General features: G+C 69.8%; 19 protein-coding genes. 9 read left to right on the forward strand and 10 right to left on the reverse strand.

Annotated features, from left to right (window positions below):
* Nucleotides 1-97: 97 nt before the first annotated feature.
* Nucleotides 98-712, forward strand: coding sequence for a maleylpyruvate isomerase family mycothiol-dependent enzyme (locus EV649_RS20325; protein ID WP_130385135.1), 615 nt, complete (start codon nucleotides 98-100; stop codon nucleotides 710-712).
* 25 nt (nucleotides 713-737) lie between these two features.
* On the opposite strand, the gene EV649_RS20330 is transcribed toward EV649_RS20325, so the two are convergent.
* Genes EV649_RS20330 through EV649_RS20345 form a run of 4 tightly spaced genes read right to left on the reverse strand, consistent with a single transcriptional unit; the run spans nucleotide 738 to nucleotide 5,332 of the window.
* A complete protein-coding gene (locus tag EV649_RS20330) occupies nucleotides 738-1,298 on the reverse strand; it encodes a dihydrofolate reductase family protein (protein ID WP_130385136.1) in 561 nt (186 codons plus the stop codon).
* Nucleotides 1,295-2,527 (reverse strand): FAD-binding oxidoreductase, encoded by a 1,233-nt coding sequence (locus tag EV649_RS20335; protein WP_130385137.1) that lies wholly within the window; start codon nucleotides 2,525-2,527, stop codon nucleotides 1,295-1,297. Before EV649_RS20335 ends, EV649_RS20330 begins: the two co-directional genes overlap by 4 nt.
* Nucleotides 2,508-3,356 carry a DUF6597 domain-containing transcriptional factor gene (locus EV649_RS20340; protein ID WP_130385138.1) on the reverse strand — a complete coding sequence of 283 codons (849 nt, stop codon included), beginning with the start codon at nucleotides 3,354-3,356 and terminating at the stop codon, nucleotides 2,508-2,510. Before EV649_RS20340 ends, EV649_RS20335 begins: the two co-directional genes overlap by 20 nt.
* A gap of 20 nt (nucleotides 3,357-3,376) precedes the next feature.
* Complete coding sequence (locus EV649_RS20345) at nucleotides 3,377-5,332, reverse strand: potassium transporter Kup (protein WP_130385139.1); 1,956 nt, start codon at nucleotides 5,330-5,332, stop codon at nucleotides 3,377-3,379.
* 76 nt (nucleotides 5,333-5,408) lie between these two features.
* Between EV649_RS20345 and EV649_RS20350 the strand changes: the two genes are divergently transcribed.
* From EV649_RS20350 to EV649_RS20365, 4 genes are all read left to right on the forward strand, one after another.
* Complete coding sequence (locus EV649_RS20350; protein WP_130385140.1) at nucleotides 5,409-6,656, forward strand: MFS transporter; 1,248 nt, start codon at nucleotides 5,409-5,411, stop codon at nucleotides 6,654-6,656.
* The gene (cpt, locus tag EV649_RS20355) at nucleotides 6,653-7,180 is read left to right on the forward strand and encodes a chloramphenicol phosphotransferase CPT (RefSeq protein WP_130385141.1); all 528 of its coding nucleotides are present in this window, start codon (nucleotides 6,653-6,655) and stop codon (nucleotides 7,178-7,180) included. Before EV649_RS20350 ends, cpt begins: the two co-directional genes overlap by 4 nt.
* An 86-nt stretch (nucleotides 7,181-7,266) precedes the next feature.
* Nucleotides 7,267-7,641, forward strand: coding sequence for a DoxX family protein (locus EV649_RS20360; protein ID WP_130385142.1), 375 nt, complete (start codon nucleotides 7,267-7,269; stop codon nucleotides 7,639-7,641).
* Between the two features lie 66 nt (nucleotides 7,642-7,707).
* Nucleotides 7,708-8,298 (forward strand): TetR/AcrR family transcriptional regulator, encoded by a 591-nt coding sequence (locus EV649_RS20365; protein WP_130385143.1) that lies wholly within the window; start codon nucleotides 7,708-7,710, stop codon nucleotides 8,296-8,298.
* Here EV649_RS20365 and EV649_RS20370 read toward each other — a convergent pair.
* Entirely contained in the window at nucleotides 8,285-9,382 is a 1,098-nt protein-coding gene (locus tag EV649_RS20370) for an aldo/keto reductase (protein WP_130385144.1), read from the reverse strand. The two genes, EV649_RS20365 and EV649_RS20370, sit on opposite strands and share 14 nt — an antisense overlap.
* A gap of 79 nt (nucleotides 9,383-9,461) precedes the next feature.
* Between EV649_RS20370 and EV649_RS20375 the strand changes: the two genes are divergently transcribed.
* Nucleotides 9,462-11,408: a GMC family oxidoreductase gene (locus tag EV649_RS20375; RefSeq protein ID WP_198682602.1), complete on the forward strand. Its 1,947-nt coding sequence runs from the start codon at nucleotides 9,462-9,464 to the stop codon at nucleotides 11,406-11,408.
* Between the two features lie 98 nt (nucleotides 11,409-11,506).
* On the opposite strand, the gene EV649_RS20380 is transcribed toward EV649_RS20375, so the two are convergent.
* The gene (locus EV649_RS20380; RefSeq protein WP_130385146.1) at nucleotides 11,507-12,022 is read right to left on the reverse strand and encodes a VOC family protein; all 516 of its coding nucleotides are present in this window, start codon (nucleotides 12,020-12,022) and stop codon (nucleotides 11,507-11,509) included.
* A gap of 40 nt (nucleotides 12,023-12,062) precedes the next feature.
* Nucleotides 12,063-12,740, reverse strand: a complete 678-nt coding sequence (locus tag EV649_RS20385; protein ID WP_130385147.1) for a LysR family substrate-binding domain-containing protein — start codon at nucleotides 12,738-12,740, stop codon at nucleotides 12,063-12,065.
* A gap of 33 nt (nucleotides 12,741-12,773) precedes the next feature.
* On the opposite strand from EV649_RS20385, the gene EV649_RS20390 reads away from it, so the two are divergent.
* A complete protein-coding gene (locus EV649_RS20390; protein WP_130385148.1) occupies nucleotides 12,774-13,148 on the forward strand; it encodes a DUF5997 family protein in 375 nt (124 codons plus the stop codon).
* Between the two features lie 10 nt (nucleotides 13,149-13,158).
* Here the strand turns inward: EV649_RS20390 and EV649_RS20395 are convergent, their stop codons facing one another.
* Nucleotides 13,159-13,890 carry an alanyl-tRNA editing protein gene (locus EV649_RS20395; RefSeq protein ID WP_130385149.1) on the reverse strand — a complete coding sequence of 244 codons (732 nt, stop codon included), beginning with the start codon at nucleotides 13,888-13,890 and terminating at the stop codon, nucleotides 13,159-13,161.
* Nucleotides 13,887-15,032 (reverse strand): pyridoxal phosphate-dependent aminotransferase, encoded by a 1,146-nt coding sequence (locus EV649_RS20400; RefSeq protein ID WP_198682603.1) that lies wholly within the window; start codon nucleotides 15,030-15,032, stop codon nucleotides 13,887-13,889. The genes EV649_RS20395 and EV649_RS20400 overlap by 4 nt, the downstream gene beginning before the upstream one ends.
* Nucleotides 15,033-15,081: 49 nt before the next feature.
* Here EV649_RS20400 and EV649_RS20405 point away from each other — a divergent pair, with 49 nt between their 5' ends.
* Nucleotides 15,082-15,957, forward strand: coding sequence for an NAD(P)-dependent oxidoreductase (locus EV649_RS20405; protein WP_130385151.1), 876 nt, complete (start codon nucleotides 15,082-15,084; stop codon nucleotides 15,955-15,957).
* Here the strand turns inward: EV649_RS20405 and EV649_RS20410 are convergent.
* Complete coding sequence (locus EV649_RS20410; RefSeq protein WP_241998471.1) at nucleotides 15,900-17,279, reverse strand: FAD-binding oxidoreductase; 1,380 nt, start codon at nucleotides 17,277-17,279, stop codon at nucleotides 15,900-15,902. The genes EV649_RS20405 and EV649_RS20410 overlap by 58 nt on opposite strands.
* A 206-nt stretch (nucleotides 17,280-17,485) precedes the next feature.
* Here EV649_RS20410 and EV649_RS20415 point away from each other — a divergent pair, with 206 nt between their 5' ends.
* Nucleotides 17,486-23,002, forward strand: a complete 5,517-nt coding sequence (locus tag EV649_RS20415) for a carboxyl transferase domain-containing protein (protein WP_130385153.1) — start codon at nucleotides 17,486-17,488, stop codon at nucleotides 23,000-23,002.
* Nucleotides 23,003-23,013: the final 11 nt, after the last annotated feature.

A 23,013-nucleotide genomic window follows, 5' to 3' on the forward strand; every position in this document is an offset into this window, starting at 1 on the left:
AACGCCGCCTCGCCCGCATCGTCTTCAACCACCTCACTACCGACCAACCCACCGCGAGAACCACCCTCGCAGCCGCGGCTTGACATAGGAGAAACTCATGGAGCGCGTTCTGGAGTGGATCGACGAGGGTACGGCGCTGTGCCGCGGAGCACTGGGCGACCTGGAGGCGCCGTCGTTGCTGCCGGGCTGGTCGCGACGGCATGTCGCGGCCCATTTGTCGCTGAACGCCGAGGCGCTGGGGAACCTGGTGGAGTGGGCCCGGACCGGTGAGGAGCGCCCGATGTATCCGTCGCGCGAGGCGCGGGACGGGGACATCGAAGCCGGTACGTCGAAGTCGGCCGATGAGCTGCGGGCGTGGTTCGAGGCGGCGACGGCCGGACTGAACGCGTCGATGGCGACGCTCACGGACGCGCAGTGGCAGGCACAGGTCCGCACGTCGCGGGGTGAGCCGATGCCGGCGACCAGGATCCCCTGGATGCGCTCCCGCGAGGTGATGATCCACGCGGTCGACTTCGGCACCGGCCTCACCTTCGCCGACCTCCCCACAGACTTCCTCGAAGCCCTGTGCGAAGACATCCGCACCGAACGCGGCGACGTACCCGAGGTTCACGGCCCCCTCCCCGAGATCGCCGCCTACTTGGCCGGCCGCCCCTACGCGGAGGTGTCCTTCGCGGACGGGAACCCCGCGACACCACTCCCGCCCTGGCTCTAAGCGGTCTGCGGTGGAAGTTCAAGACTCATTTCACGATGCGGTAGCGGAGGTGGGTTACGTCGCGGGCGGGGAGCTGGCGGACTTGTTCGAGCTCGATGTATTCGGCTGGGAGGTTGTCGAAGAGGCGGCGGCCCTGGCCGAGGAGGACGTTGACGACGTGCAGTTCGAGCTCGTCGAGGAGACCGGCGCGGAGCAGGGACTGGGCCGCGCCGGCACCGTGGACCATCACGTCCCGGTCGCCGGCGGCGGCCAGCGCCTGGGCGGCGCAGTCGGCGACGTCGGAAACGTAGACAGCGCTCCCCGCCGGTACGTCGTCCTCGGCGACGTGGTGGGTGAGGATGAACATCGGTACGCCGTCGTGGTGGTCGCCGTTCCAGCGGCCGGCGTGCTCATAGGTACGCCGGCCCGCGATCAGCGCGCCGGTCGCGAGCGACTCGCGGACCACCTGCCCGCTCGGTCCGTCGGAGTGGCGGTCGTCGAGCCAGTTGAACAGGCGGAACCCGCCGCGTCCCATCGGGTTCTCGGGACTGTCGTCCGGGCCGACCACGAAACCGTCGAGCGACATGGACATGTAGAGCCGGATCATCTCGGACCTCCTAGGGATTGGGGGAAATGAAACACGTTGGCGGGGTCGTACTTGGCCTTGAGGTCGCGGAGACGGGGGTAGTTCGAGCCGTGGTAGGCGGTGGGCCAGTCGATCAGATCCGGGTCGGGGAAGTTGGGATAGACGGCCCCGGAGGCGTATGCGTGGGCGATGGACCAGGAGCGACGTACGGCGTTCCGGTCGGAGCCGGCGTGCTCCAGGAGAAAGCGCTCACTGCGGTGCGCGAAGGCTGTCGCGTCGACGGGGATGCGGTTGTAGGCGCCGCCCATGGGGGTGAAGTTGAGTTCGCAGCCGGCGTTGAGGAGTTGGGCGATGGCATCCGGCGGCAGCGGGTTACGGAAGAACTCGGACTTGCTGTGGATGATGCGGTTGTCCGGATCGACTTCCGAGAGGCTGGCCTTGAGCGCGGGCCAGGACAGGTCGGAGCGGAGGTCGATCTCGGGGGCGAGGGTGGCGAGGGGGCCGGGGTCGAAGGTGGTGAGGGTGGCGCCGAAGACCTGCACTTGGTCGGCGTTCACGGTCAGGCTGGCGGTGAGGTCGTCCGGTGCGTCGGGAGCCCAGGACTGCCAGGCGGCGATCACTTCCGCGGCGTGACGACGCGGCCAGGTGAGCTTGAAGCGGGTCGCAGCTGGTGACGGTACGGCGGTGAAGACGAGAGACGTGACTACGCCGAACTGACCGCCGCCCGCGCCGCGCAGCGCCCAGAACAGGTCGGCGTCTCGCTCCGCGTCACAAGTGACGACGTTGCCGTCCGCAAGTACGACGGTCGCGGCGACGAGGCGATCGCAGGTCAGCCCGTATCGCCGCCCGAGCAACCCTAGCCCGCCGCCCAACGTCAACCCCACGATCCCAACCGTCGGCCCACACCCCGCCGGAATCGTCAGCCCATACTCGTGCAATCCCCGGTAGACGGAAGCCAGCCGAGCCCCCGCCCCGATCGTCGCCAGCGCCTCGGTGGGCTCGACTGTGATCGTCGAGAGTGCCGAGAGGTCGAGCATGAGGCCGGTGGTGGAGGAGCGGGCGGCGAAGCAGTGGCCCCCGCCGCGGGGGGTTACGGGGAGGTTGGTGGAGCGCGCATAGGAGAGCGCCTCGATCACGTCGGAAGTTGAGGAGCACCGTGCGATCGCCGCGGGTCGGATATCGTCGTACTGCGGCAGCGCGGGCTTCCGCAATACGTCGTACAGCGTGTGGTCAGGCCCGATCAGGTCCATGGGCTGACGTTAGGACGCGGCGGCCGGTCTGCGCTTGAACGAAACGGGCGTACCACTCGGCGAGGAACGGCCGGTACGACGCCGAGTGGTCGTGGCCGCAGTCGCAGCGATCGGCCTTGTCGCCGAGCAGTTCGCGCGGGGTCACGCCGGTCAGCCGCACACACTCCCGGGTCAGATGCGCGTGGTCGGCGTACCCGGTCTCGGCCGCGAGATCCGACAGCCCGCTCCCGAACCCGGCCTGCGCCAACGCCAGGTACCCCTGGAACCGCAGCGTCCGCTGCAACGCCTTCGGCCCGACCCCCGTCGCCGTCAGGCACCGCCGCCGCAATTGGCTCTCCGACAACGCCAACTTGTCCGCCAGAGGAGCAATCCCGGTCGGCTCCCACGGCATCAACAGCCGTACCATCTCCGCCACCACCGGATCCGGCCGAAGCGGCCGTCCGGCCAGGTACCGCTGCACCGCGAGCAACGCCGCCTGCGGATCAGCCGCATCGGCCACCGCCGACCCGAGAGCGTCCGCCGCAGGACCCCACAGCTCCACGGCACAATCGACCAGTTCGTCCGCCGGTACGCCGAGCATCGGCGTCCCCGCACCCGGCATGAACCGCACGCCGACGATCGTCGTCCGCGGCGGAATCACCTGCAGATGCGCCCGGGTCAGTGGCCCGATCAGCCGCGGTACGCCGCCGATCGGGCAGTGCAGCTCGACCCCACCCGTCGGCAGATCACGTTGCGGGTAGGGCTGCGATCCGGTGCGCTGGATCCAGACCGTACGGACGAGACCGGCCAGTGCGGGCACCGGCGGGCTCTCGTCGTACGTCTGCTCCATGCGGCTAATCCTCCATGGGTCTACAACTCGATGTGCGAGCCGATGATGACCGTGCGGTCGCGGGGGAGACCGAAGTGTTCGGCGGCGTCGGCGGTGATGTGCGAGGTGGCGAGGAACAGCTGCTTGCGCCAGCCCGCCATCGTGGCGGCCTTGCCCCGGCGGAGCTCGATCTTGGACAGGAAGTACGACGCCTTGTCGAGATCGAGCGGACCTTCGGACTCGTCCGGCTCCAGCTGCGCCAGGGCAGCCGGTACGTCGGGGGACTCCGTGTACCCGAACTTGATCGTGACGTGCGTGATCCCGTCGTCGCCGTACCCGAGTTCGTTGACCGTGACCCGCTCGTCCTCGGCGATCCGCGGCACCGGCTCCGTGTCGATCGCCACGATCACCACGTGCTCGTGCCGGACCTGGTTGTGCTCGACGTTCGCCCGCAGAGCGAGCGGAGCGCTGACGCCGCCGCGGTTCAGGAAGATCGCCGTCCCCGGGACCGTGCGGATCGGCATCTTGCCGGAGCGCAACTGGTCGATGAACTCCTGCAGCGAACCCTCGGCGCGCTCCCGCTCGGCCGTCACGACCTCGCGGCCGCGCTGCCAGGTGGACATCACGGTGAACGCGGTGAGCGCGATCAGCAGCGGCAGCCACGCGCCGTGCACGAGCTTGGTCAGGTTCGCGGCGATGAACAGCAGGTCGACCGCGAGCAGCGGGACCGCACCGAGCGCGATCACCCACTTCGGGACGTTCCAGCGGTAGTGCGCGACGTAGAAGAACAGCAAGGTGGTGATGCTGATCGTGCCGGTCACCGTCATGCCGTACGCGTACGCCAGGGCCGCCGAACTGCGGAACGCGAAGATCAGCGTGAGGACCGAGGCGAACAACAGCCAGTTCACGAACGGGACGTAGATCTGGCCCACCGTCGTCGCCGAGGTGTGCGTCACCCGGAGCCGCGGCAGGTACCCGAGCCGGGCGGCCTGTGACGCGACCGAGTAGGCGCCGGTGATCACCGCCTGGGACGCGATCACAGTCGCCGCCGTCGCCAGCAGCACCAGCGGCAGCCGGCCCCATTCCGGGACGAGCAGGAAGAACGGACTGCTGATGTTGCTGTTGTCCTTGAGGATCAGCGCGCCCTGCCCGAGGTAGCTGAGCGTGCAGGCCGGGAAGACCAGGAACACCCACCCGCGACTGATCGCGCGGCGGCCGAAGTGGCCCATGTCGGCGTACAGCGCCTCGGCGCCGGTGACCGCGAGCACGATCGCCGCGAGCGCGAAGAACGCGATGTGGAAGTGCCCGGCCAGGAACCCGATCGCGTACGTCGGGGACAGCGCCTCGAGGATCGCCGGGTGCTCGACGATGCCGCCGATCCCCAAGGCGCCGATGATCGTGAACCAGGCGATCATCACCGGCCCGAAGACCCGGCCGACCGACTCGGTCCCGCGGCGCTGGACCAGGAACAGCACGATGATGATCACCGCGGTGATCGGTACGACGTACTCGGCCAGCGACGGCTGGACGACCTTGAGTCCCTCGACCGCGGACAGCACCGAGATCGCCGGGGTGATCATGCCGTCGCCGAAGAACAGCGACGCCCCGAACAGGCCGACGGCCGCCAGGACGGTCGCAGCCCGGCGGCGCCCCGGGTGCGTGGAACGCCAGCGGCGCAGCAGCGTGATGAGCGCCATGACGCCGCCCTCGCCGTCGTTGTCGGCGCGCATCGCGAGCAGGATGTACGTGACGGTGACGATGATCATCACCGACCAGAAGATCAGCGACACCACGCCGTACACGTTGTGGTTGCTGACCGGCACCGGGTGCGGGTCCGCGGGGTTGAAGACCGTCTGCAGCGTGTAGAGCGGGCTGGTCCCGATATCGCCGAAGACCACACCGAGTGCGCCGACGATCACCGCGAGCTTGGCCGTGTTGTGGGCGGTCGGCGCGGGTGCCTGCGCAGCGTCCGCCGTTTCCGCCTGCTGATCCGTCACGTCCCCGGACGATACCCGCCCGGGGAGCTAGGGCTGTGCATGTCGAGCATTCCGCCGCGACTCCGACGTACCCGGTATGACAGCCGAACGAGTACTGCGGACCTACCTCACGCTGGTCGTGGTGTCGACGGGTGCGTCGTCGATGATCTGGGGCATCAACACGTTGTTCCTGCTCGACGCCGGACTGAGCATCGGCAAGACGTTCGCCGCGAACGCGTTCTTCACCGCCGGCATGGTGCTGTTCGAGGTGCCGACCGGTGTTGTCGCGGACACGGTCGGGCGGCGTACGTCGTACCTCCTCGGCACGGCCACCCTGATCGGGACCACGCTGCTCTACCTGGCGCTGTGGCAGACGCACGCGCCGTTCGTGCTCTGGGCGGTGGTGTCGATGCTGCTCGGTCTCGGGTTCACGTTCTTCAGCGGCGCGACCGAGGCCTGGCTGGTCGACGGGCTGCAGGCGACCGGGTACGTCGGGTCGCTGGACGCGGCGTTCGCGAAGGGACAGGTGGCGAGCGGGATCGCGATGCTGGGCGGCACGATCGGCGGTGGAGTGCTGGCGCAGCTGACGAACCTGGGGATGCCGTACGTCGTTCGCGCGTTGTTGCTGATGGCCACGTTCGTGGTCGCGTGGCGGTCGATGCGGGACATCGGCTTCACCCCGGCGCCGCGGACGTCGGTGCGGGTCGAGATGGCCGGGATCGTCCGGGCGTCGGTCCGGCACGGGCTGCTCAACCGGCGGGTCCGCTGGGTGATGCTGGCCGGACCGTTCACGGCTGGGGTGAGTGTCTACGGCTTCTACGCCGCGCAGCCGTACCTGCTGCAGCTGTACGGGCACTCCGGCTCGTATGCGATCGCCGGTCTGTCGGCCGGGATCGTCGCCGGTGCGCAGATCGCCGGCGGTGCGTCCGCGTCGTACGTCTCGCGTCTGATCCACGACCGGATCGGGATCCTGATCGGAGCGATCGTCGCGTCCGGGATAGTGATCGCGGTGATGGGAGTGGTGACGTCGTTCGGGGTGGCGCTGGTGCTGCTGATGGTGTGGGGCACCTTGTTCGCCGCGATGTCGCCGGTGCGGCAGGCGTACCTGAACAGTCACATCCCGTCGGCGCAGCGGGCGACGGTGCTGTCGTTCGACAGTCTGCTCGGCTCGGCCGGTGGGGTCGTGATCCAGCCGACGCTCGGTCGCTCCGCGGACGTCTGGGGTTACGGCCCGGCGTACCTGGTGTCGGCGGCGATCCAGGCGCTGGCGGTGCCGTTCCTCGGGCTGGCGCGGCGGAAATCTGTCGAACGTGCGGTCGATGAACCTCTAGCCTTGCGGGCGTGACGGCTCGACTGATCATCATCAACGGTGGGTCCAGTTCCGGGAAGACCGGGATCGTGCGGTGTCTGCAGGCGGTGCTGCCGGAGCCCTGGCTGGGGTTCAGCGTGGACGACTTCGTGGACGCCCTGCCCGCCGTGATGGATGGTGGCATTGAGATCGGGCCGGCCGGCGAGGTGTCGGTCGGGCCCGCGTTCCGGGAGCTGGACGCGGCCTGGACCGCCGGGATCGTGGCGATGTGCCGGGCCGGTGGCCGGGTGATCGTCGACGACGTGTTCCTCGGCGGCGCCGACTCACAGCAGCGCTGGCGGAGCGCGATCGGCGACGTCGAAACAGTCTTCGTCGGCGTCCACTGCGCTCCGGAGATCGCCGCGGGCCGCGAACTCGCGCGCGGCAACCGCGCCCGCGGCATGGCCGAGCAGCAGGCGTACGTCGTCCACGAGGGCGTCACGTACGACGTCGAGGTGGACAGCTCGCACGCCGAATCCGTCGACTGCGCCCGGACGATCGCCACCTACCTCGCTCCGTAGTGGATCCGTAGTCGCCACGGATGCCCGCTGCGGGCCGCCGGCGGGATCTTCGTCGTACCGGAAACACGACGACGAAGGAGAAGCTCATGAGTACGACGGTGACGACCCGCCGGACCGTCCGTCCGCGGACCGTGGCGCTGTGGGTGGTGCAGGCGGTACTGGCCGCGCTGTTCGTGATGGCGGCCGTGCCGAAACTGACAGGCGACCCGCTGATGGTCGACATGTTCGCCGAGATCGGTGCCGGGCAGTGGCTGCGGTACGTGGTCGGAACGCTCGAACTCGCCGGGGCGATCGGTCTGCTGATCCCGCGACTGTGCCGGCTGGCCGCGCTCGGTCTCGTCGGGCTGATGGTCGGCGCCAGCGCCACCAACCTCTTCCTGTTCGGGGCGTCGCCGGCGATCCCGCTGGCCTACCTGGCGGTCGCCGCAGCCGTGGTCTGGTTCCGCAGGCCCGCCAGGTGACCGTCGACGACGGCGAGGGCGGACTGAACGAGTCCCGTAGCTGAACCTGCTGGTACATTTGAGGGCGTGCTGACGGCGAAGGGTGCGGCGACGCGGGACCGGATCGTGGCGGCGGCCGCGGCCGAGATTCGCGAGCGCGGGATCAGTTCGGTGAAGCTGGACGACATCGGCCGGCGCAGCCGGACCGGCAAGAGTCAGCTCTTCCACTACTTCCCCGACGGCAAGGAACAGTTGCTGCTCGCGGTCGCCGAGCGCGAGGCCGAGCAGGTGCTCGAGGACCAGGAGCCGCACCTCGGGCAGCTGACCAGCTGGGACGCGTGGCACGACTGGCGTGACGCCGTCGTCGAGAAGTACCGGCGGCAGGGCGTGAACTGCCCACTCGGCGTACTGATCACCGAGATCGGCCGGCACACCCCGGCCGCGCAAGCGGTGACCGCTCAGTTGCTCGCGCAGTGGCAGCATCGGCTCGAACTCGGCATCGAAGAGATGAAGGCGGCGGGCGAGATCCGTGCCGCTGTGGATCCCGCCCGCGCCTCGGCCGCCCTGATCGCCGCGATCCAGGGCGGCGTCGCGATCCTCATGTCCTCGGGAACGTCGACGCATCTGGAGTACGCGCTCGACCTGTGCCTGGACTACCTGCGGACTAACGCCAGTTGACGACCGGCGGCCGGTAGCCGGCCGGCTTGTCGGCGACCTTCGCACCAGGGCTGATGATCCAGTTCTGATACTCCGGCGTGAACATCCGGTAGACCGACGACGGCGGTACGGCGCTCGCGTCGTCGAGGGCCGCGCGCAACTCGGCCGGCAACTCGAACCCGAGGGCCGCGATGCTGGACTCCAACTGCTCGGGGCGGCTCGCGCCGACGATCGCGGATGCGACTCCTGGTTGCGTGGCGGCCCAGTTGACCGCGACCTGCGCCATCGTCACACCGAGCTTGTCGGCCACGTCGCGCACCGTCGTCAGCAGATCCCACTGCCGGTCCGACCAGGTTTGCCCAGCCGCGCCGTCGCCGGTGAGCCGGCCCTCGCCGGCCATCTGCTTGGCGTCGTCGCGCTCGTACTTCCCGGTCAGGAAGCCGCCGCCGAGCGGGCTCCACGCGGTGACACCCAGTCCGAGTTGCTGTGCGACCGGTACGTGCTCGGTCTCGATCGTCCGCTCGACCAGCGAGTACGGCAGTTGCAGGCTGACCATCGGCGTCAGCGAATGTGCGTCGGCGAGAGTCTGCGCGCGAGCGGCGTACCAGGCGGGTACGTCGGACAACCCGGCGTACCTGATCTTGCCGGCGCGGGCAAGGTCGTCGAGGGTTCGCAGTACTTCGTCGACAGGGGTGATGCGGTCCCACGTGTGCAGCAGGAACAGGTCGACGTAGTCCGTGCCGAGTCGGCGCAGGGACTCGTCCAGCGCGCGGATCAGGTGCTTGCGGCTGTTGCCGCCCGCGTTCGGGTCGCCGGAGTCGACACTGTTGGTCGCCTTCGTGGTGAGCACCATCCGCTCCCGGACGCCTGCCTCGGCGATCAGCCGGCCGAGGATCCGTTCGCTCTCACCCGCGGTGTAGAAGTCGGCGGTGTCGATGAAGTTGCCGCCGGCCTCGATATAGGCCCGGAAGATCGCCCGCGCCTCGTCCTCGGTCTTGCCGTACGGCGCGTGGAAGCCGGCTTGCCCGAAGTTCATGGTGCCCAGTGCGAGCCGGCTGACACGCAGCCCCGACCGCCCGAGCAGGTAGTAGTCGTCAAGTGCCATACCCACAGCGTTCCTCGCGAAAAATGGACCGGCAAGTACAAAGCTGCGGGCGGTGGTGGTGCATGAAAGGATTTTGAGCGTGCGCTTGTCTGAGGAGCAACGGAGTGAGCTGGAGCGGTTGGCGGAGTTCGTGCTGCCGGGGGAGGGATGGGCGGCGGCGGAGTTCGTCGAGCGGGTGCTGACGGAGGATCGGCCGGACTGGGTCGGGCGGGTCGGGCGTGCGCTGGCGGACGAGGCGGATGTGGACCGGGCCTGGTTGGTGCGGCTGATTGCGCAGGGGTTCTACGCGGAGCCGGCGACCTGGAAGACGGTCGGGTGGTGGAGTGGTGAGTTTGCGCCGGTGCAGACCGAGTTGCGGGTGACGCCTTGGGACGGGCTGGGGGAGCGGTACGACTGTGTGGTGGTCGGCTCGGGTGCCGGTGGGGGTGCGGCGGCTCAGGTGCTGGCGGAGTCGGGACGGTCGGTGCTGGTCGTCGAGCTGGGCAGCTACCCGTCGACGGAGTCGCTGGCGCGCGACCATCTGCGGAATCCGCGGTCGGTGGCGGGTCTGCCGGCGGTGACGGATCCGGATCCGGCGGGGCGGCCGCGGGTGTCGGTGGTGGACGGTGTGCGAAGCGAGGTGCTGCCTCCCGACGGTGGGTGGGGGAACAACGCGTTCACGGTCGGCGGCGGCACGCGGGTGTACGGCGCGCAGGCGTGGCGGTTCGTGCCGCAGGACTTCCGGATGGCCACGACGTACGGCGTACCAGAGGGAAGTGCACTCGCCGACTGGCCGATCTCGTACGACGAGCTGGAGCCTTACTACTCGTTGGCGGAGCAACGGTTCGGGGTGAGTGGTGGTGGAGTGGACCCGTGGCATGGGCCGCGGTCGATCCCGCTGCCGATGCCGCCGCTGCCACGCACCGGGCCAGCTGACCTGTTAGCGGGAGCCGCCGAGCGTCTCGGCTGGGGGACTCTCGACGTACCGCTGCTGATCAACTCGGTCGACTACCAAGGGCGCTCCGGGTGTGTGCGGTGCGGCCAGTGCGTCGGGTTCGCCTGCCCGGTGGAAGCGAAGGCCGGAACGCACAACACGGCGCTGCCTGCAGCGCTCGCGACCGGGAACTGCACGCTGGTCACCGAGACGACGGTCGAGCGACTCGTCACCGATGCGACCGGCCGGGTCGTCGGCGTCGCGCTGGTCGCGAGCGACGGGTACGGCGGGATTTGGCGACGGACTGTTTCGTGCGAGGAGGTGGTGGTCGCGGCGGGCGCTTCGGAGACGCCGCGGCTGCTCCTGAACAGCGCGCACGACGGCGAGCCGAACGGGATAGGCAACAACCAGGATCAGGTCGGCCGGTATCTGCAGGCGCATGTGTACGCCGGAGCGGTCGGGCTGTTCGAGGACGAGGTGGTCGATCTCGTCGGGCCCGGTGTCTCGATCGCGACCTGCGACTTCCGGCACGGGAACGACGGGATCGTCGGCGGCGGCATGCTCGCCAACGAATTCGTGCCGACGCCCGCGTCGGCGTACGACTATCTGACCGGCGCCGGGCTGATCCCGCCCGCCGGTGCGGAGAGCGTGCAGGCGATGCGGCGTGAGGTACGGCGGATGCTCCGGGTGGTCGGCCCGATCCAGGAGGTCACGTCGGCGGAATCACGTGTCCGCGTCGATCCGTCCGTCGTCGACCGGTTCGGCAATCCGGTGGTGGTGACGAGCGGGTCGATCCATCCCGAAGACGTCCGCGCGCATCGCTTCATGAGTGCGAAGGCCAAGGCCTGGCTCGAGGAAGCGGGCGCGATCCGGACGTCCGTCGGCGAGGTCGGCACCGTCGGGTCCGCCAGTACTGGGCAGCATCAGGCGGGGACCTGCCGGATGGGCAACGACCCGGCCCGATCGGTCACCGATCCACGCGGCCGGGTATGGGGCCACGACAACCTCTGGATCACCGACGCCTCCGTCCACGTCACCAACGGCGGCGTCAATCCAGTCCTCACCGTCCTAGCAGGCGCCCTGCGAATCGCCGACGGCATCGTCGTGCCGTAACGACAGGACGTAGTCCTACACGCACACGCTGCGGCGCGCGTGAGCCAGCCGCGAACTGCCCCGGATCGCCGGCCACCTCCTGTCGTTAGCGCACGCAATCAGCCGACGCGGGAGATGCCTACTCCGCTGCGGGCTTCGCGGCCGTACTTCGTGATTTCGGCGGGGAGGTTCAGCCGGGAGATGCCGGTCTTGTTGCGGTCCTCGTCGGTGAGGAGGTCGGCCGGGATGATCCAGACGATCTCGAACTCGAGGCCGTCGGGGTCCTTGCCGTAGAGCGACTTCGTGGTCCCGTGGTCGGACGCGCCGACCAGGGCGCCGTGCTCGCTCAGCGTGCCGGACAGGTCCTCGAGATCGCCGAGGGTGTCCACCTCCCAGGCCAGGTGGTAGAGCCCGACCGTCGCCCGCCCGGCGCCCGACGGTCCGGCCTGCGACCCGAGCTGGAACAGGCCCAGGTCGTGGTCGTTGCTCGATCCGGGCGCCCGGAGGAACGCCGCGCCGGGGATGGCGTCGCCGGTCTCGGTGTACCCGAAGCCGAGGACGTCTCGGTAGAACGCGACGCTCGCCGCGACGTCGCGCACGTACAGGACCGCGTGGTTCAACCGGAAGATCGCCATACCAGCGATGTTAGTTGAAGCCTCAACTTATTTCCAGTGGCTAGCGCCGGCGGCGAGGTTTCCTCGGCCGGGCAGGCTGCTTGGAAGGCTGGGCCGCGGGCTTCTTCTTCGGCTGTTTGGGAGTCGCAGGACCGCGGGTGCTGTTGTTGGTCCGGCCGCGGACGATGCCGATGAAGTGCTCGACCAGTTCGCTGGTCTCGGCCTCCGGCCAGCTCAGCGCGACCTGCGACTCCGGTACGCCGGTCAGCGGTCGGTAGGTCAGGTCCTTCCGGTGGTGCAGCCGGGCCAGCGACTGCGGCACCACCAGGAGCCCGGTCCCCATGGCAACCAGCTCGATCGCGTCGCCGGTCCGGGCCGGGCGCTCGTCGATCAGCCGGCCGGGTGGACGGTCCCAGTCGAGTACGTCGTCCTGCGGATGCAGCATCAGCTCGTCGGCGAGGTCGTCGACGGTGACCTCTTCGGCCGCGGTGATCAGGTGATCCTTGGGCACCACGACGACCGTCTGCTCGACGTACAGCGGGATCGCGTGCAGTCCGGTGCGGTCGATCGGGAGCCGCAGGAGGACCGAGTCGGCGTCGCCCCGGCGTACCAGATCAGGCGCCTCGACGGCGGAGACCTGGATGAGTTCGAGCGGGACGCGGGGGAGTCGCTCCGTCCAGATCCGAACCCATTTGGCGGGTGTCACGCCGGGGACGTAGCCCAGCCGGAATCCGGTCACGGCTCTGAGGTTACCGGGCGTTACGCTGCTGCCATGACGGCGCGCAAGACATCCCAGACGATGAAGCCAGCGACTGCGGCGAAGAAGCTGGATGTGTACCTCCCGGCCACGCCTGCGGAGTTCCAGGAGGGTGTTGTGTCGCGGGACGAGCTCAACGCGCTGCAGGCGGACCCGCCCGAGTGGTTGCGGGAGCTCCGGCGTACCGGGCCGCACCCGCGCTCGGTGGTGGCGGCCAGGCTCGGTGTCTCGATCGGTGGCCTGGCTCGCGCCGGGATCACCGAGGCGCTGACCACGGACGACATCGAGGCCATCCGCGACGAGAACCCGGACTGGCTCGAGCACGAACGCGCGACCCAGGCGGAGGTCCGCCGGCAAGAGGCCGAGCTGAAGAAGAAGCCGCGCCGGTAATCGTCAGGCGTCAGGTGATCCGGACCCGGAGGCGGCGGAAGCCTCTGCCCTTGCTCTCCATCTTGACGACCTCCATGCGGCCGATCAGGGCGGTCGAAGCGACGTGCGTGCCGCCGTCGGCCTGGGTGTCGAGCCCGGCGATGTCGACGATCCGGACGATCTCGATATCGGGCGGGAGCAGATTGGTCGCCGTCCGGATGATGTCCGGGATTGCGAACGCCTCCTCGCGCGGGAGGTTACTGACGGTGATCCGGCGGTCGGTGCGGATCTCCGCATTGACCGCTTCGGCGACCCGGTCCTTGAAGTCCGGCGGTACGTCGGCCAGATCGAAGTCCATCCGCGCCGACAGCGGTTCCATGTTCCCGCCCGTGACGAGCGCGCCGAAGTCGCGGAACACCACCCCGGTCAGCACATGCAGCCCGGAGTGCGTCCGCATCAGCTGAGTACGCCGCTCGTCGTCGAGCGCCCCGCGCACCGCAGTCCCAACCGCCGGCACCGGGTCGTCCTCGTGCGGCACCAGGTACAGGTCGTCACCCTTGGTCGTCCCAATGATCCGCGTCCGTACGCCGCCCCACAGCAGCACACCCTGATCCGGCGGCTGCCCGCCGCCGCCCGGGTAGAACGCGGACCGGTCGAGCACGATCCCGCGCTCCGGATCCACGCCGACGACCGTCGCGTCCCATTCGCGGACCGAGGCGTCGTCGAGGTCGAGCCGATGGGTGTGCCCGTGCTGGTCGCTCACGACCGCTCCACGAGTTCCGTGAACGCGTCCAAGGCGTGGCGGATGTTCTCGACCGAGTTCGCGTAGGAGAAGCGGAGGTGGTTCTCGCCGTAGATGCCGAACGACGTACCGGGGAGGCACGCGACCCCGGCCTCGTCGAGCAGCCTGTCCGACAGGGTCGCTGCCGACACGCCGAGCTCGCTGATGTTCGGGAACGCGTAGAACGCTCCACCCGGTTCCACACACGACACACCCGGTACGGCGTTCAGCCCGGAGACGATCACCTCGCGCCGTTCGCGGAACGCCTCGAGCATCCGGTCGACGTCGTCCCACGGTCCTTCGAGGGCGGCGATCGCGGCGTGCTGGCTGAACGCCGACGTACACGACACCGAGTTGATCATCAGCCGCGTCACCGGCTCCACCAGCGGCTCCGGGAACACGCCGAAGCCGAGTCGCCAGCCCGTCATCGCGAACGTCTTGGACCAGCCGTCGAGGAGGACGGTCCGCGACGCCATGCCGTCGACGTCGAGCACGCTGTGGTGCTGTCCGTCGTACCGCAGCGCCCAGTAGACCTCGTCGCTCAGGACGACGAGGTCGTGTTCGATCGCGATCTCGGCGATCGCCTGCAGCTGTTCGGGGGTCGACGCGCTGCCGCACGGGTTGTGCGGGGAGTTGAGGATCAGCAGCTTGGTCCGGTCCGTCACCAGCGACCGCAGTTCCTTGGGGTCGATGACGAAGCCGTTCTCTTCGCGCAGCGGCACCGGCACCGGCTTCGCGCCGGCGAAGGACGCGATCGACGCGTACATCGGGAACCCGGGGTCCGGGTAGAGGACCTCGTCGCCCTCCTCGCAGAGCGCCAGGATCGTGAAGAACATGATCGGCTTCGCGCCGGGTGTGATCAGCACCCGGTCGGGGGTCGTGCGCAGCCGGCCGGTGCGGTCGAGGAAGTCCGCGACCGCGGTCCGCAGCTCGGGAATGCCGGGCGCCGGCACGTAGTGCGTGAACCCCTTGTCCAGGGCCTGCTGCGCGGCGGCGATCACGTGCGACGGCGTGTCGAAGTCCGGTTCGCCGATCTCGAGGTGCACGATCTCGCGACCCCGGGCCTCGAGGGCCTTCGCCTTGGCGAGCACCTCGAACGCCGACTCGGTTCCCAGTCGGTCCATCCGTTGAGCAAGTCTCACGGCCCAAGCCTAGGCCTGCGAGGATTGCTACGTGGCACGGGTAGCGGTTACCGGAAGCAGTGGCAAGCTCGGCAGGGCCGTCGTGGATCACCTGGCGGACCGCGGTTGGGACGTGGTCGCACTCGACCAGGCCGTACCGGCACGGGCAGATGTGACGTCGACGCGCGTGGACCTGTCCGATTTCGGCCAGACCTACGAGGCGATCGCCGGGATCGACGACCGGCACGACGGCGTCGACGCGGTCGTGCATCTCGCCGCGATCCCGGCGCCGGGCCTGCGGCCGAACGCGGCGACGTTCCACAACAACATGACCGTGACGTACAACGTGTTCTCGGCGGCGCTGCGGGCCGGCGTCCGGAACATCGTGTGGGCGTCGAGCGAGACCGTGCTGGGTCTGCCGTTCGACGAGTTCCCGCCGTACGTCCCGGTCGACGAGGACTATCCGCCGCGGCCGAACAGCACGTATTCGCTGGTCAAGACGCTCGAGGAGGAGCTGGCCCGTCAGCTGTGCCGGTGGCATCCGGACCTGAAGCTGATCGGGCTCCGCTTCTCCAACGTGATGTACCCCGAGGACTACACACGGTTCCCGGCGTTCGACGCGGACGCCCACGCCCGCAAGTGGAACCTCTGGGGCTACATCGACGCCCGCGACGGCGCACAGGCCGTCCGCAAGGCGCTCGAGTACGGCGTGACCGGGACGGACGTGTTCATCGTCGCGAACGCCGACACGGTGATGTCCCGGCCGAACGAGGAGCTTCTCGCCGAGGTGTTCCCCGGCGTACCCGTGAAGCGCCCGTTCGGCCCGAACGAGACGTTGCTGTCGATCGAGAAGGCGCGCCGCCTGCTCGGTTACGAACCGGAGTTCTCCTGGCGGGGCCCGAACGGGAACAGCGTGTCCGGGTCGTAGGTCGACCGTACGTCGGCCAGCCGCGCGAACGTGTCCGCCGGCCACGACCTCTCGTACGACCCCGGCAGGTCGAAACCGCCGGAGAAGTTCACCGTGGTCTCCTCGCCCACCCACGGCTCGAGCCGCCCGAGAATCCCGTCGACCGTTGCCGGAAGCACCTTTTCGAACAGGCTCGGATCCGGTACGCCGATCATCGTCAGCGTGCACGCCCCGCTGCGCCCGCCGACCGCGCTGCCCTCGGGGACGTCGCGCTCCGTCGCGCCGCCGAGGTGCCGGAGCTCGACCGCGATCAACGGGATCTGCTGCTCCGGGCCGGCCACGTCCAGGAACGCGGCGACGAACTCGGCATCCAGTTCGTCCAGCATCAGCCCGCGGTCCCACGACGGCGTCGGGTCCTTCGGGTCGTTGTGGATCAGCGCGATGTCGCTCGCCGGCATCTCGCCGACGGCGTCGATCAGCGCCGGAGCGGCGTCGCGGATCGGCTGGAAGAGCCGCTTGCCGTCGGCCGCGTCACCGATGTACGCGAAACGCACGCTCAGCACCGTCTTGCCGCGCAGCGGTTCGGGGATGAACTCGAGCGGCGGCAGCCGCAGGATCACGACCGACGAGTTCGCGCTCTCCGGCAGCGCGTTCGTCCACTCGGCCCAGGTGGTCAGCGCGGACGCGATGTGTTCCGCGTCGAAGAACACCGAACCGCCGTACAGGGTGCGCAGCTCGACGAGCCCGAAGTCCATCGCGGTGACGATGCCGAAGCCGCCCTTGCCGCCGCGCAACGCCCAGAACAGATCCGGGTGCTCGGTCTCGCTCGCGGTCACCACTTCGCCGGCCGCCGTCACGACCCGGAACTCACGCGCCCAGTCGGACGAGAAACCGTACGTCCGGGCGAGCGGGCCGAGGCCGCCGCCGAGCGTGTACCCGATGCAGCCGACCGCGTCGGACGCGCCCGTGATCGGTGCCAGCCCGTACGGCGCGGCCGCCGCGATCACCTCGGCCCACTGGGTGCCCGCGGCGATGTGCGCGACCTGTGCCTCGGCGTCCACGCTCACGCCGGTCATCCGCTTGGTGGTCACCACGATCCCGTCCTGCATCGGGTTCGGGATGCCGTGGCCGGTCGCCAGCACCCGGACCGGCGTACCGGTCTCGGCCGCGGCGCGGACCACCGCGACGGCGTCGGCCTCGGACATCAGCCCGACCACGACGTCCGGCGTGTGCGTCACCGCCAGGTTGAACCCGGACAGCTCCTCGTCGTACCCCTCGTCACCCGGTGTCAGCACCGGTCCGGCGACCTCGCCCCGCAGCCGGTCGATCAACGTGTCAGTCACGTTCTTCATCCCCTCCCAGAAGCCCTGCCCTGGAGGTTTCCACACACCGGGGTCAGGGTGTTAGCAGGGCCCGAAACACGCCTGGAAGGGGGGCCGACTCGACGGTAACGGCCGCGGACTGAAAACCTGTGCCAGCGACACCTGTCTCCTGCGATCCAGGGGAGAGGTCTGTCCGCAAAGCTCAGGGTGAGACACGGAGGCGGTCGATGTTCAAGCGTATCGCAATAGTGAACCGGGGTGAAGCCGCGATGCGGCTCATCAACGCGGTCCGCGAAGTCAACGCCGAAGGCGGTGACCCGATCGAGACCGTGGCCTTGTTCACCGACGGCGAGCGGACGGCGACCTTCGTGCGCGCGGCGGACATCACGTACCCGCTCGGCCCGGCGTCGGCCCGGCCGTACCTGGACCTGGCGGTCCTGGAGCGCGCGCTCCGCGAGACCGGGGCGGACGCCGCCTGGGTCGGCTGGGGGTTCGTCGCCGAGGATCCGGCGTTCGCGGAGCTGTGCGACCGGATCGGCGTGACCTTCATCGGCCCGTCGGCGGAGGCGATGCGCAAGCTCGGCGACAAGATCGGCTCGAAGCTGATCGCCGAGGAGGTCGGCGTACCGGTCGCGCCGTGGAGCCGCGGAGCGGTCGAGTCGCTGGACGCGGCGCTCGCGGCGGCCGAGCGGATCGGGTACCCGTTGATGCTCAAGGCAACGGCCGGCGGCGGTGGCCGCGGCATCCGGGTGGTCCGTTCCGCGGACGAGCTCTCCGACGCGTACGCGCGGACCAGTGACGAGGCGGCCCGTGCGTTCGGCAGCGGCGTGGTGTTCCTGGAGCGCCTCGTCACCGGCGCGCGGCACGTCGAGGTCCAGGTGATCGCGGACGGCGAAGGTACAGCGTGGGCGCTCGGCGTCCGGGACTGCTCGGTGCAGCGCCGCAACCAGAAGGTGATCGAGGAGTCCGCGTCACCGCTGCTGTCCGCGTCCCAGGTCGACGACCTGAAGGCGTCGGCCGAGCGGCTGGCGATCGCGGTCGGGTACCGGGGCGCCGCGACGGTCGAGTTCCTGTACCACCCGGGGGAGAAGTCGTTCGCGTTCCTCGAGGTGAACACCCGGCTCCAGGTCGAGCACCCGATCACCGAGCTGACCACCGGGTTCGACCTGGTGAAGGCCCAGCTGCACGTCGCGTCCGGCGGCCGCTTGGAGGGCGCGCGGCCGATCGAGAGCGGCCACGCGGTCGAGGCCCGCCTGAACGCCGAGGACCCGGACCGCGACTTCGCGCCGTCGCCCGGGCGGATCGTCGTACTCGACCTGCCCGCAGGGCCTGGCATCCGGGTCGACACCGGCGTGAGCGCGGGGGACAGCATCCCGGCGGACTTCGACTCGATGATCGCGAAGATCATTGGGTACGGACGGACGCGCGAGGAGGCGCTCGCGCGGCTGCGACGCGCGATGCAGGCCACGACCGTCCTGATCGAGGGCGGCGCGACCAACAAGAGCTTCATCCTCGAGCTGCTCGACCAGCCCGAGGTGATCGACGGCAGTGCCGACACCGGCTGGATCGACCGCGTGCGCGGTGAGGGCCGTCTGGTCTCGCACCGGCACTCCGGCATCGCCCTGGTCGCGGCCGCGATCGAGGGGTACGAGGACGCCGAGCAGGTCGAGCGCACCCGGTTGTACGAGACCGCGCACGGCGGCCGCCCACAGGTCCAGCACGAGGTCGGTCGCGCGATCGACCTGAAGCTGCGCGGCGCGAGCTACCGGGTGACGGTGGCGCGGATCGGTCCAGAGCGGTTCCGGGTCGGCGTCGGCAACGGCAACGACCACCTCAAGGTGGTGGACGCCGAGCTGGAGCGGCTGGACGAGTACAGGAGCCGGCTGGTCGTCGGCGGGCAGCGGTTCCGCCTGGTGACCGCGACCCACGGCCCAGTGCATCTGGTCGAGGTCGACGGCGTCACCCACCGCGTGAGTCGTGACGAGGGCGGCGTACTGCGTTCGCCCGCGCCGGCGCTCGTGGTGGCGACGCCGGTGCAGACCGGTGCCGAGATCGAGGCCGGCGCTCCGGTGCTGGTGCTCGAGAGCATGAAGATGGAGACGGTGCTGTATGCGCCGTTCAAGGCGACCGTGAAGGAGCTGCTGGTCTCGACCGGCAGCCAGGTGGAGACGGGCGCACCCCTGCTCCGGCTGGAGCCGGTGGCGGACGACTCGGCCGCGGAGGAGGCCGCTCCGGTGCAGAACGGCGTACAGCTGGATCTGCCGAACGGGTCCGGGGAGAAGTCGGCGGCCGAGCGGCTGGAGCGCGGGCTGGACGATCTGCGGAGCATGCTGCTCGGGTTCGACATCGACCCGCAGGACGAGGGCGGCATGCTGGCCGATTACCTCGCCGCACGGTCCGAGCTCGCTCATCAGCGTTCCGGGCCGCCGATCGGTCTGGAGATCGAGCTGCTGACGGTGTTCGCGGACTTCGCCGAGCTGAGCCGCAACCGGCCGGCCGGGACGGACACCACCCTCGAGAACCGCGTGCACAGCCCGCGCGAGTACTTCTACACCTACCTGCAGAGCCTGGATCCGGATCGCGGCGCCCTGCCGGGCGAGTTCCAGGCCCGGCTGACGCGCGTGCTGAGCCACTACGGGGTGACCGGGCTGGAGCGGAGCCCCGAGCTGGAGGAGGCGGTCTTCCGGATCTTCCTGGCGCAGCAGCGCTCGAGTCCCGACGTAGTGCTGGTGACGTCCGTGCTGCAGCGGTGGATCGCCGAGCCGCTGCCGGAGGCGCCGCTGGACGAGTGCGTGCACGAACTGCTGGACCGGCTGGTGCTGGCCACGCAGCTGCGGTTCCCGGTCGTCGGCGACCTGGCCCGGAGCGTGCGGTTCCGGTGGTTCGACCAGCCGCAGGTCGACGCCGAGCGGGCGTCGATCATCGCGGGCGTGGGCGACGAGGTCGCCGACCTCGCGACGCACCCGGACTCGCCGGAGCGGCAGCGGCGCATCGACGCGCTGGCCGCGATCCCGGAGCCGATCGTCCGGTTCCTGGCCCAGCGGCTGGAGGGCGGCTGGGGCGAGCGCGAGCCGATGCTCGAGGTGCTCGTCCGGCGGCACTACCGCGAGTACGAGCTGCACGACCTGCGCGAGTTCGCGGTCGACGGGCGGCCGTTCGCGACCGCCGACTACTCGATCGACGACCGCCCGAGCCACCTCGTCACGACGGTCGGGACGGTCGCCGAGCTGGCTGACCAGGACAGCGGCCTGTCACGCGCGCTGACCGATCGGATCGACGCCCGTACGGCGGGCCACGAGGCCGTCGTCGAGCTCTACCTGTACGGCCCGGACCTGCCCGATTCGCAGCAGGACGCCGCGGACCTGTACCGCCGGATGGTCGCCGACCTGCCGGTCGCCCAGCGGGTACGCCGGATCTCGGTCGCGGTCGCCCCGGGACAGGGCCGACCGGTCTCGTACTTCACGTACCGCCCGGCCGGCGGGTCGATGACCGAGGACGACAACGTCCGCGGCGTGCACCCGATGGTCGGCCGCCGCCTGAACCTCTGGCGGCTGCGCGACTTCCGCATCACCCGCCTCGACGCGCCGGAGGACGTGCTCCTCTACTACTGCGTCGCCCGCGACAACGAGGCCGACCGACGGCTCGTCGCGCTGGCACAGGTCCGCCAGTTCGTCGTGGCCCGCGACGAGGACGGACAGGTCACGTCCCTGCCGCACGCGGAGCGCGCGATCGCGAACTGCCTGGAGGCGATCCGCCGGGCCCGGACCGCCCGCGGTGCGGCCGGCGCCAAGCTGGACATGAACCACGTCTGGGTGCAGATCTGGCCGGTGGTCGACGTCCAGGTCGACGAGGTGACCGCGCTGCAGCGCAACATCGCCCCGATGACCGCGGGCGCCGGGATCGAGGAGGTCCTGGTGCAAGGCGACGTGGTCGCGCCGGACGGCTCGATCAACCCGGTCGCGGCCCGGTTCTACTACCAGCACGGCGCCGGCGTCGTGACGTCGATCGAGCAGCCGCCGACCGGGCGGTTGCTGCCGCTCGACGACTACGCGCAGAAGGTGCAGCGGTCCCGGCGGCGGAACACGATCTACCCGTACGAGGTCAGCGGCATGGTCGCCGGTCAAGGCGGCTCGTTCGTCGAGCACGACCTCGACGACGCCGGCCACCTGGTCCCGGTCGAGCGGGCGAAGGGCCTGAACAAGGCCGGCATCATCGTCGGCATCGTCACCACGCCGACCACGCGGTACCCCGACGGCGTCACCCGGGTCGCGATGAGCGGCGACCCGACGATGGCGCTCGGTGCGGTGGCCGAGGCGGAGTGCTCACGGATCATCGCGGCCCTCGACCTGGCCGAGCAAATGAGGGTGCCGGTCGAGTGGTACTCGCTGTCCGCGGGCGCCCGGATCTCGATGGACTCCGGCACCGAGAACATGGACTGGGTCGCGAAGGCGCTGAAGCGGATCGTCGAGTTCACCCAGGCCGGCGGCGAGATCAACGTCGTGGTCGCGGGGATCAACGTCGGCGCGCAGCCGTACTGGAACGCCGAGGCGACGATGCTGATGCACACCAAGGGCATCCTGGTGATGACGCCGGACAGCGCGATGGTGCTGACCGGCAAGCAAACGCTGGACTTCTCCGGCAGCGTGTCGGCCGAGGACAACTTCGGCATCGGCGGCTACGACCGGGTGATGGGCCCGAACGGGCAGGCGCAGTACTGGGCTCCGGACCTGAAGGGCGCCCGGGACGTGCTGATGACGTACTACGACCACACGTACGTCGCACCGGGGGAGAGCGGTCCCCGGCGGGCTCTCACGAACGACCCGGCCGACCGGGACGTCACGCCGTACCCGCACGACGTCGCGGGCAGCGACTTCAAGACGATCGGCGAGATCTTCTCGGCGGCGACGAACCCGGACCGGAAGAAGGCGTTCGACATCCGCACGCTCATGCGGGCCGTCACCGACCAGGACCACCCGGTGCTGGAGCGCTGGGCCGGGATGGCCGACGCCGACACCGCGGTCGTGCAGGACGCGCGGCTCGGCGGGTTCCCGGTGTGTCTGGTCGGGATCGAGTCGCGGTCGGTGCCGCGGCGCGGCTTCCCGCCCACCGACGGGCCGGACACGTACACCGCCGGCACGCTGTTCCCGCGGTCGTCGAAGAAGGTCGCGCGGGCGATCAACTCGGCCAGCGGGAACCGGCCGCTGGTGGTGCTGGCGAATCTGTCCGGGTTCGACGGGTCACCGGACTCGATGCGGAACCTGCAGCTCGAGTACGGCGCCGAGATCGGGCGCGCGATCGTGAACTTCCGCGGGCCGATCGTCTTCTGCGTCGTCTCGCGCTACCACGGCGGCGCGTTCGTGGTGTTCTCGAAGTCGCTGAACCCGTCGATGACGGTGCTCGCGGTGGAGGGATCGTTCGCCTCGGTGCTCGGCGGCGCGCCGGCCGCAGCGGTGGTGTTCGCGGCCGAGGTGGACGCGCGGACCGCCGCGGATCCGCGGGTTGCGTCGCTGGCCGAGCGGGTCGGCGAGGCCGCCGGCGCGGAACGGGCGGCGCTGGCCACGGAGCTCGCGGACGTGCGAACCGTCGTACGGGCAGAGAAACTGGGCGAGGTCGCGACCGAGTTCGACCGGGTGCACAGCATCGAGCGGGCCCGCGAGGTCGGGTCCGTCGACGCGGTGATCAGTGCCCGCGAACTGCGTCCGAAGTTGATCGAGGCAATCAATGCCGGGGTACCGGGAGTGTGATCTCTCGCCTA

The organism is Kribbella sp. VKM Ac-2569, assembly GCF_004216905.1.
Taxonomy (GTDB): domain Bacteria; phylum Actinomycetota; class Actinomycetes; order Propionibacteriales; family Kribbellaceae; genus Kribbella.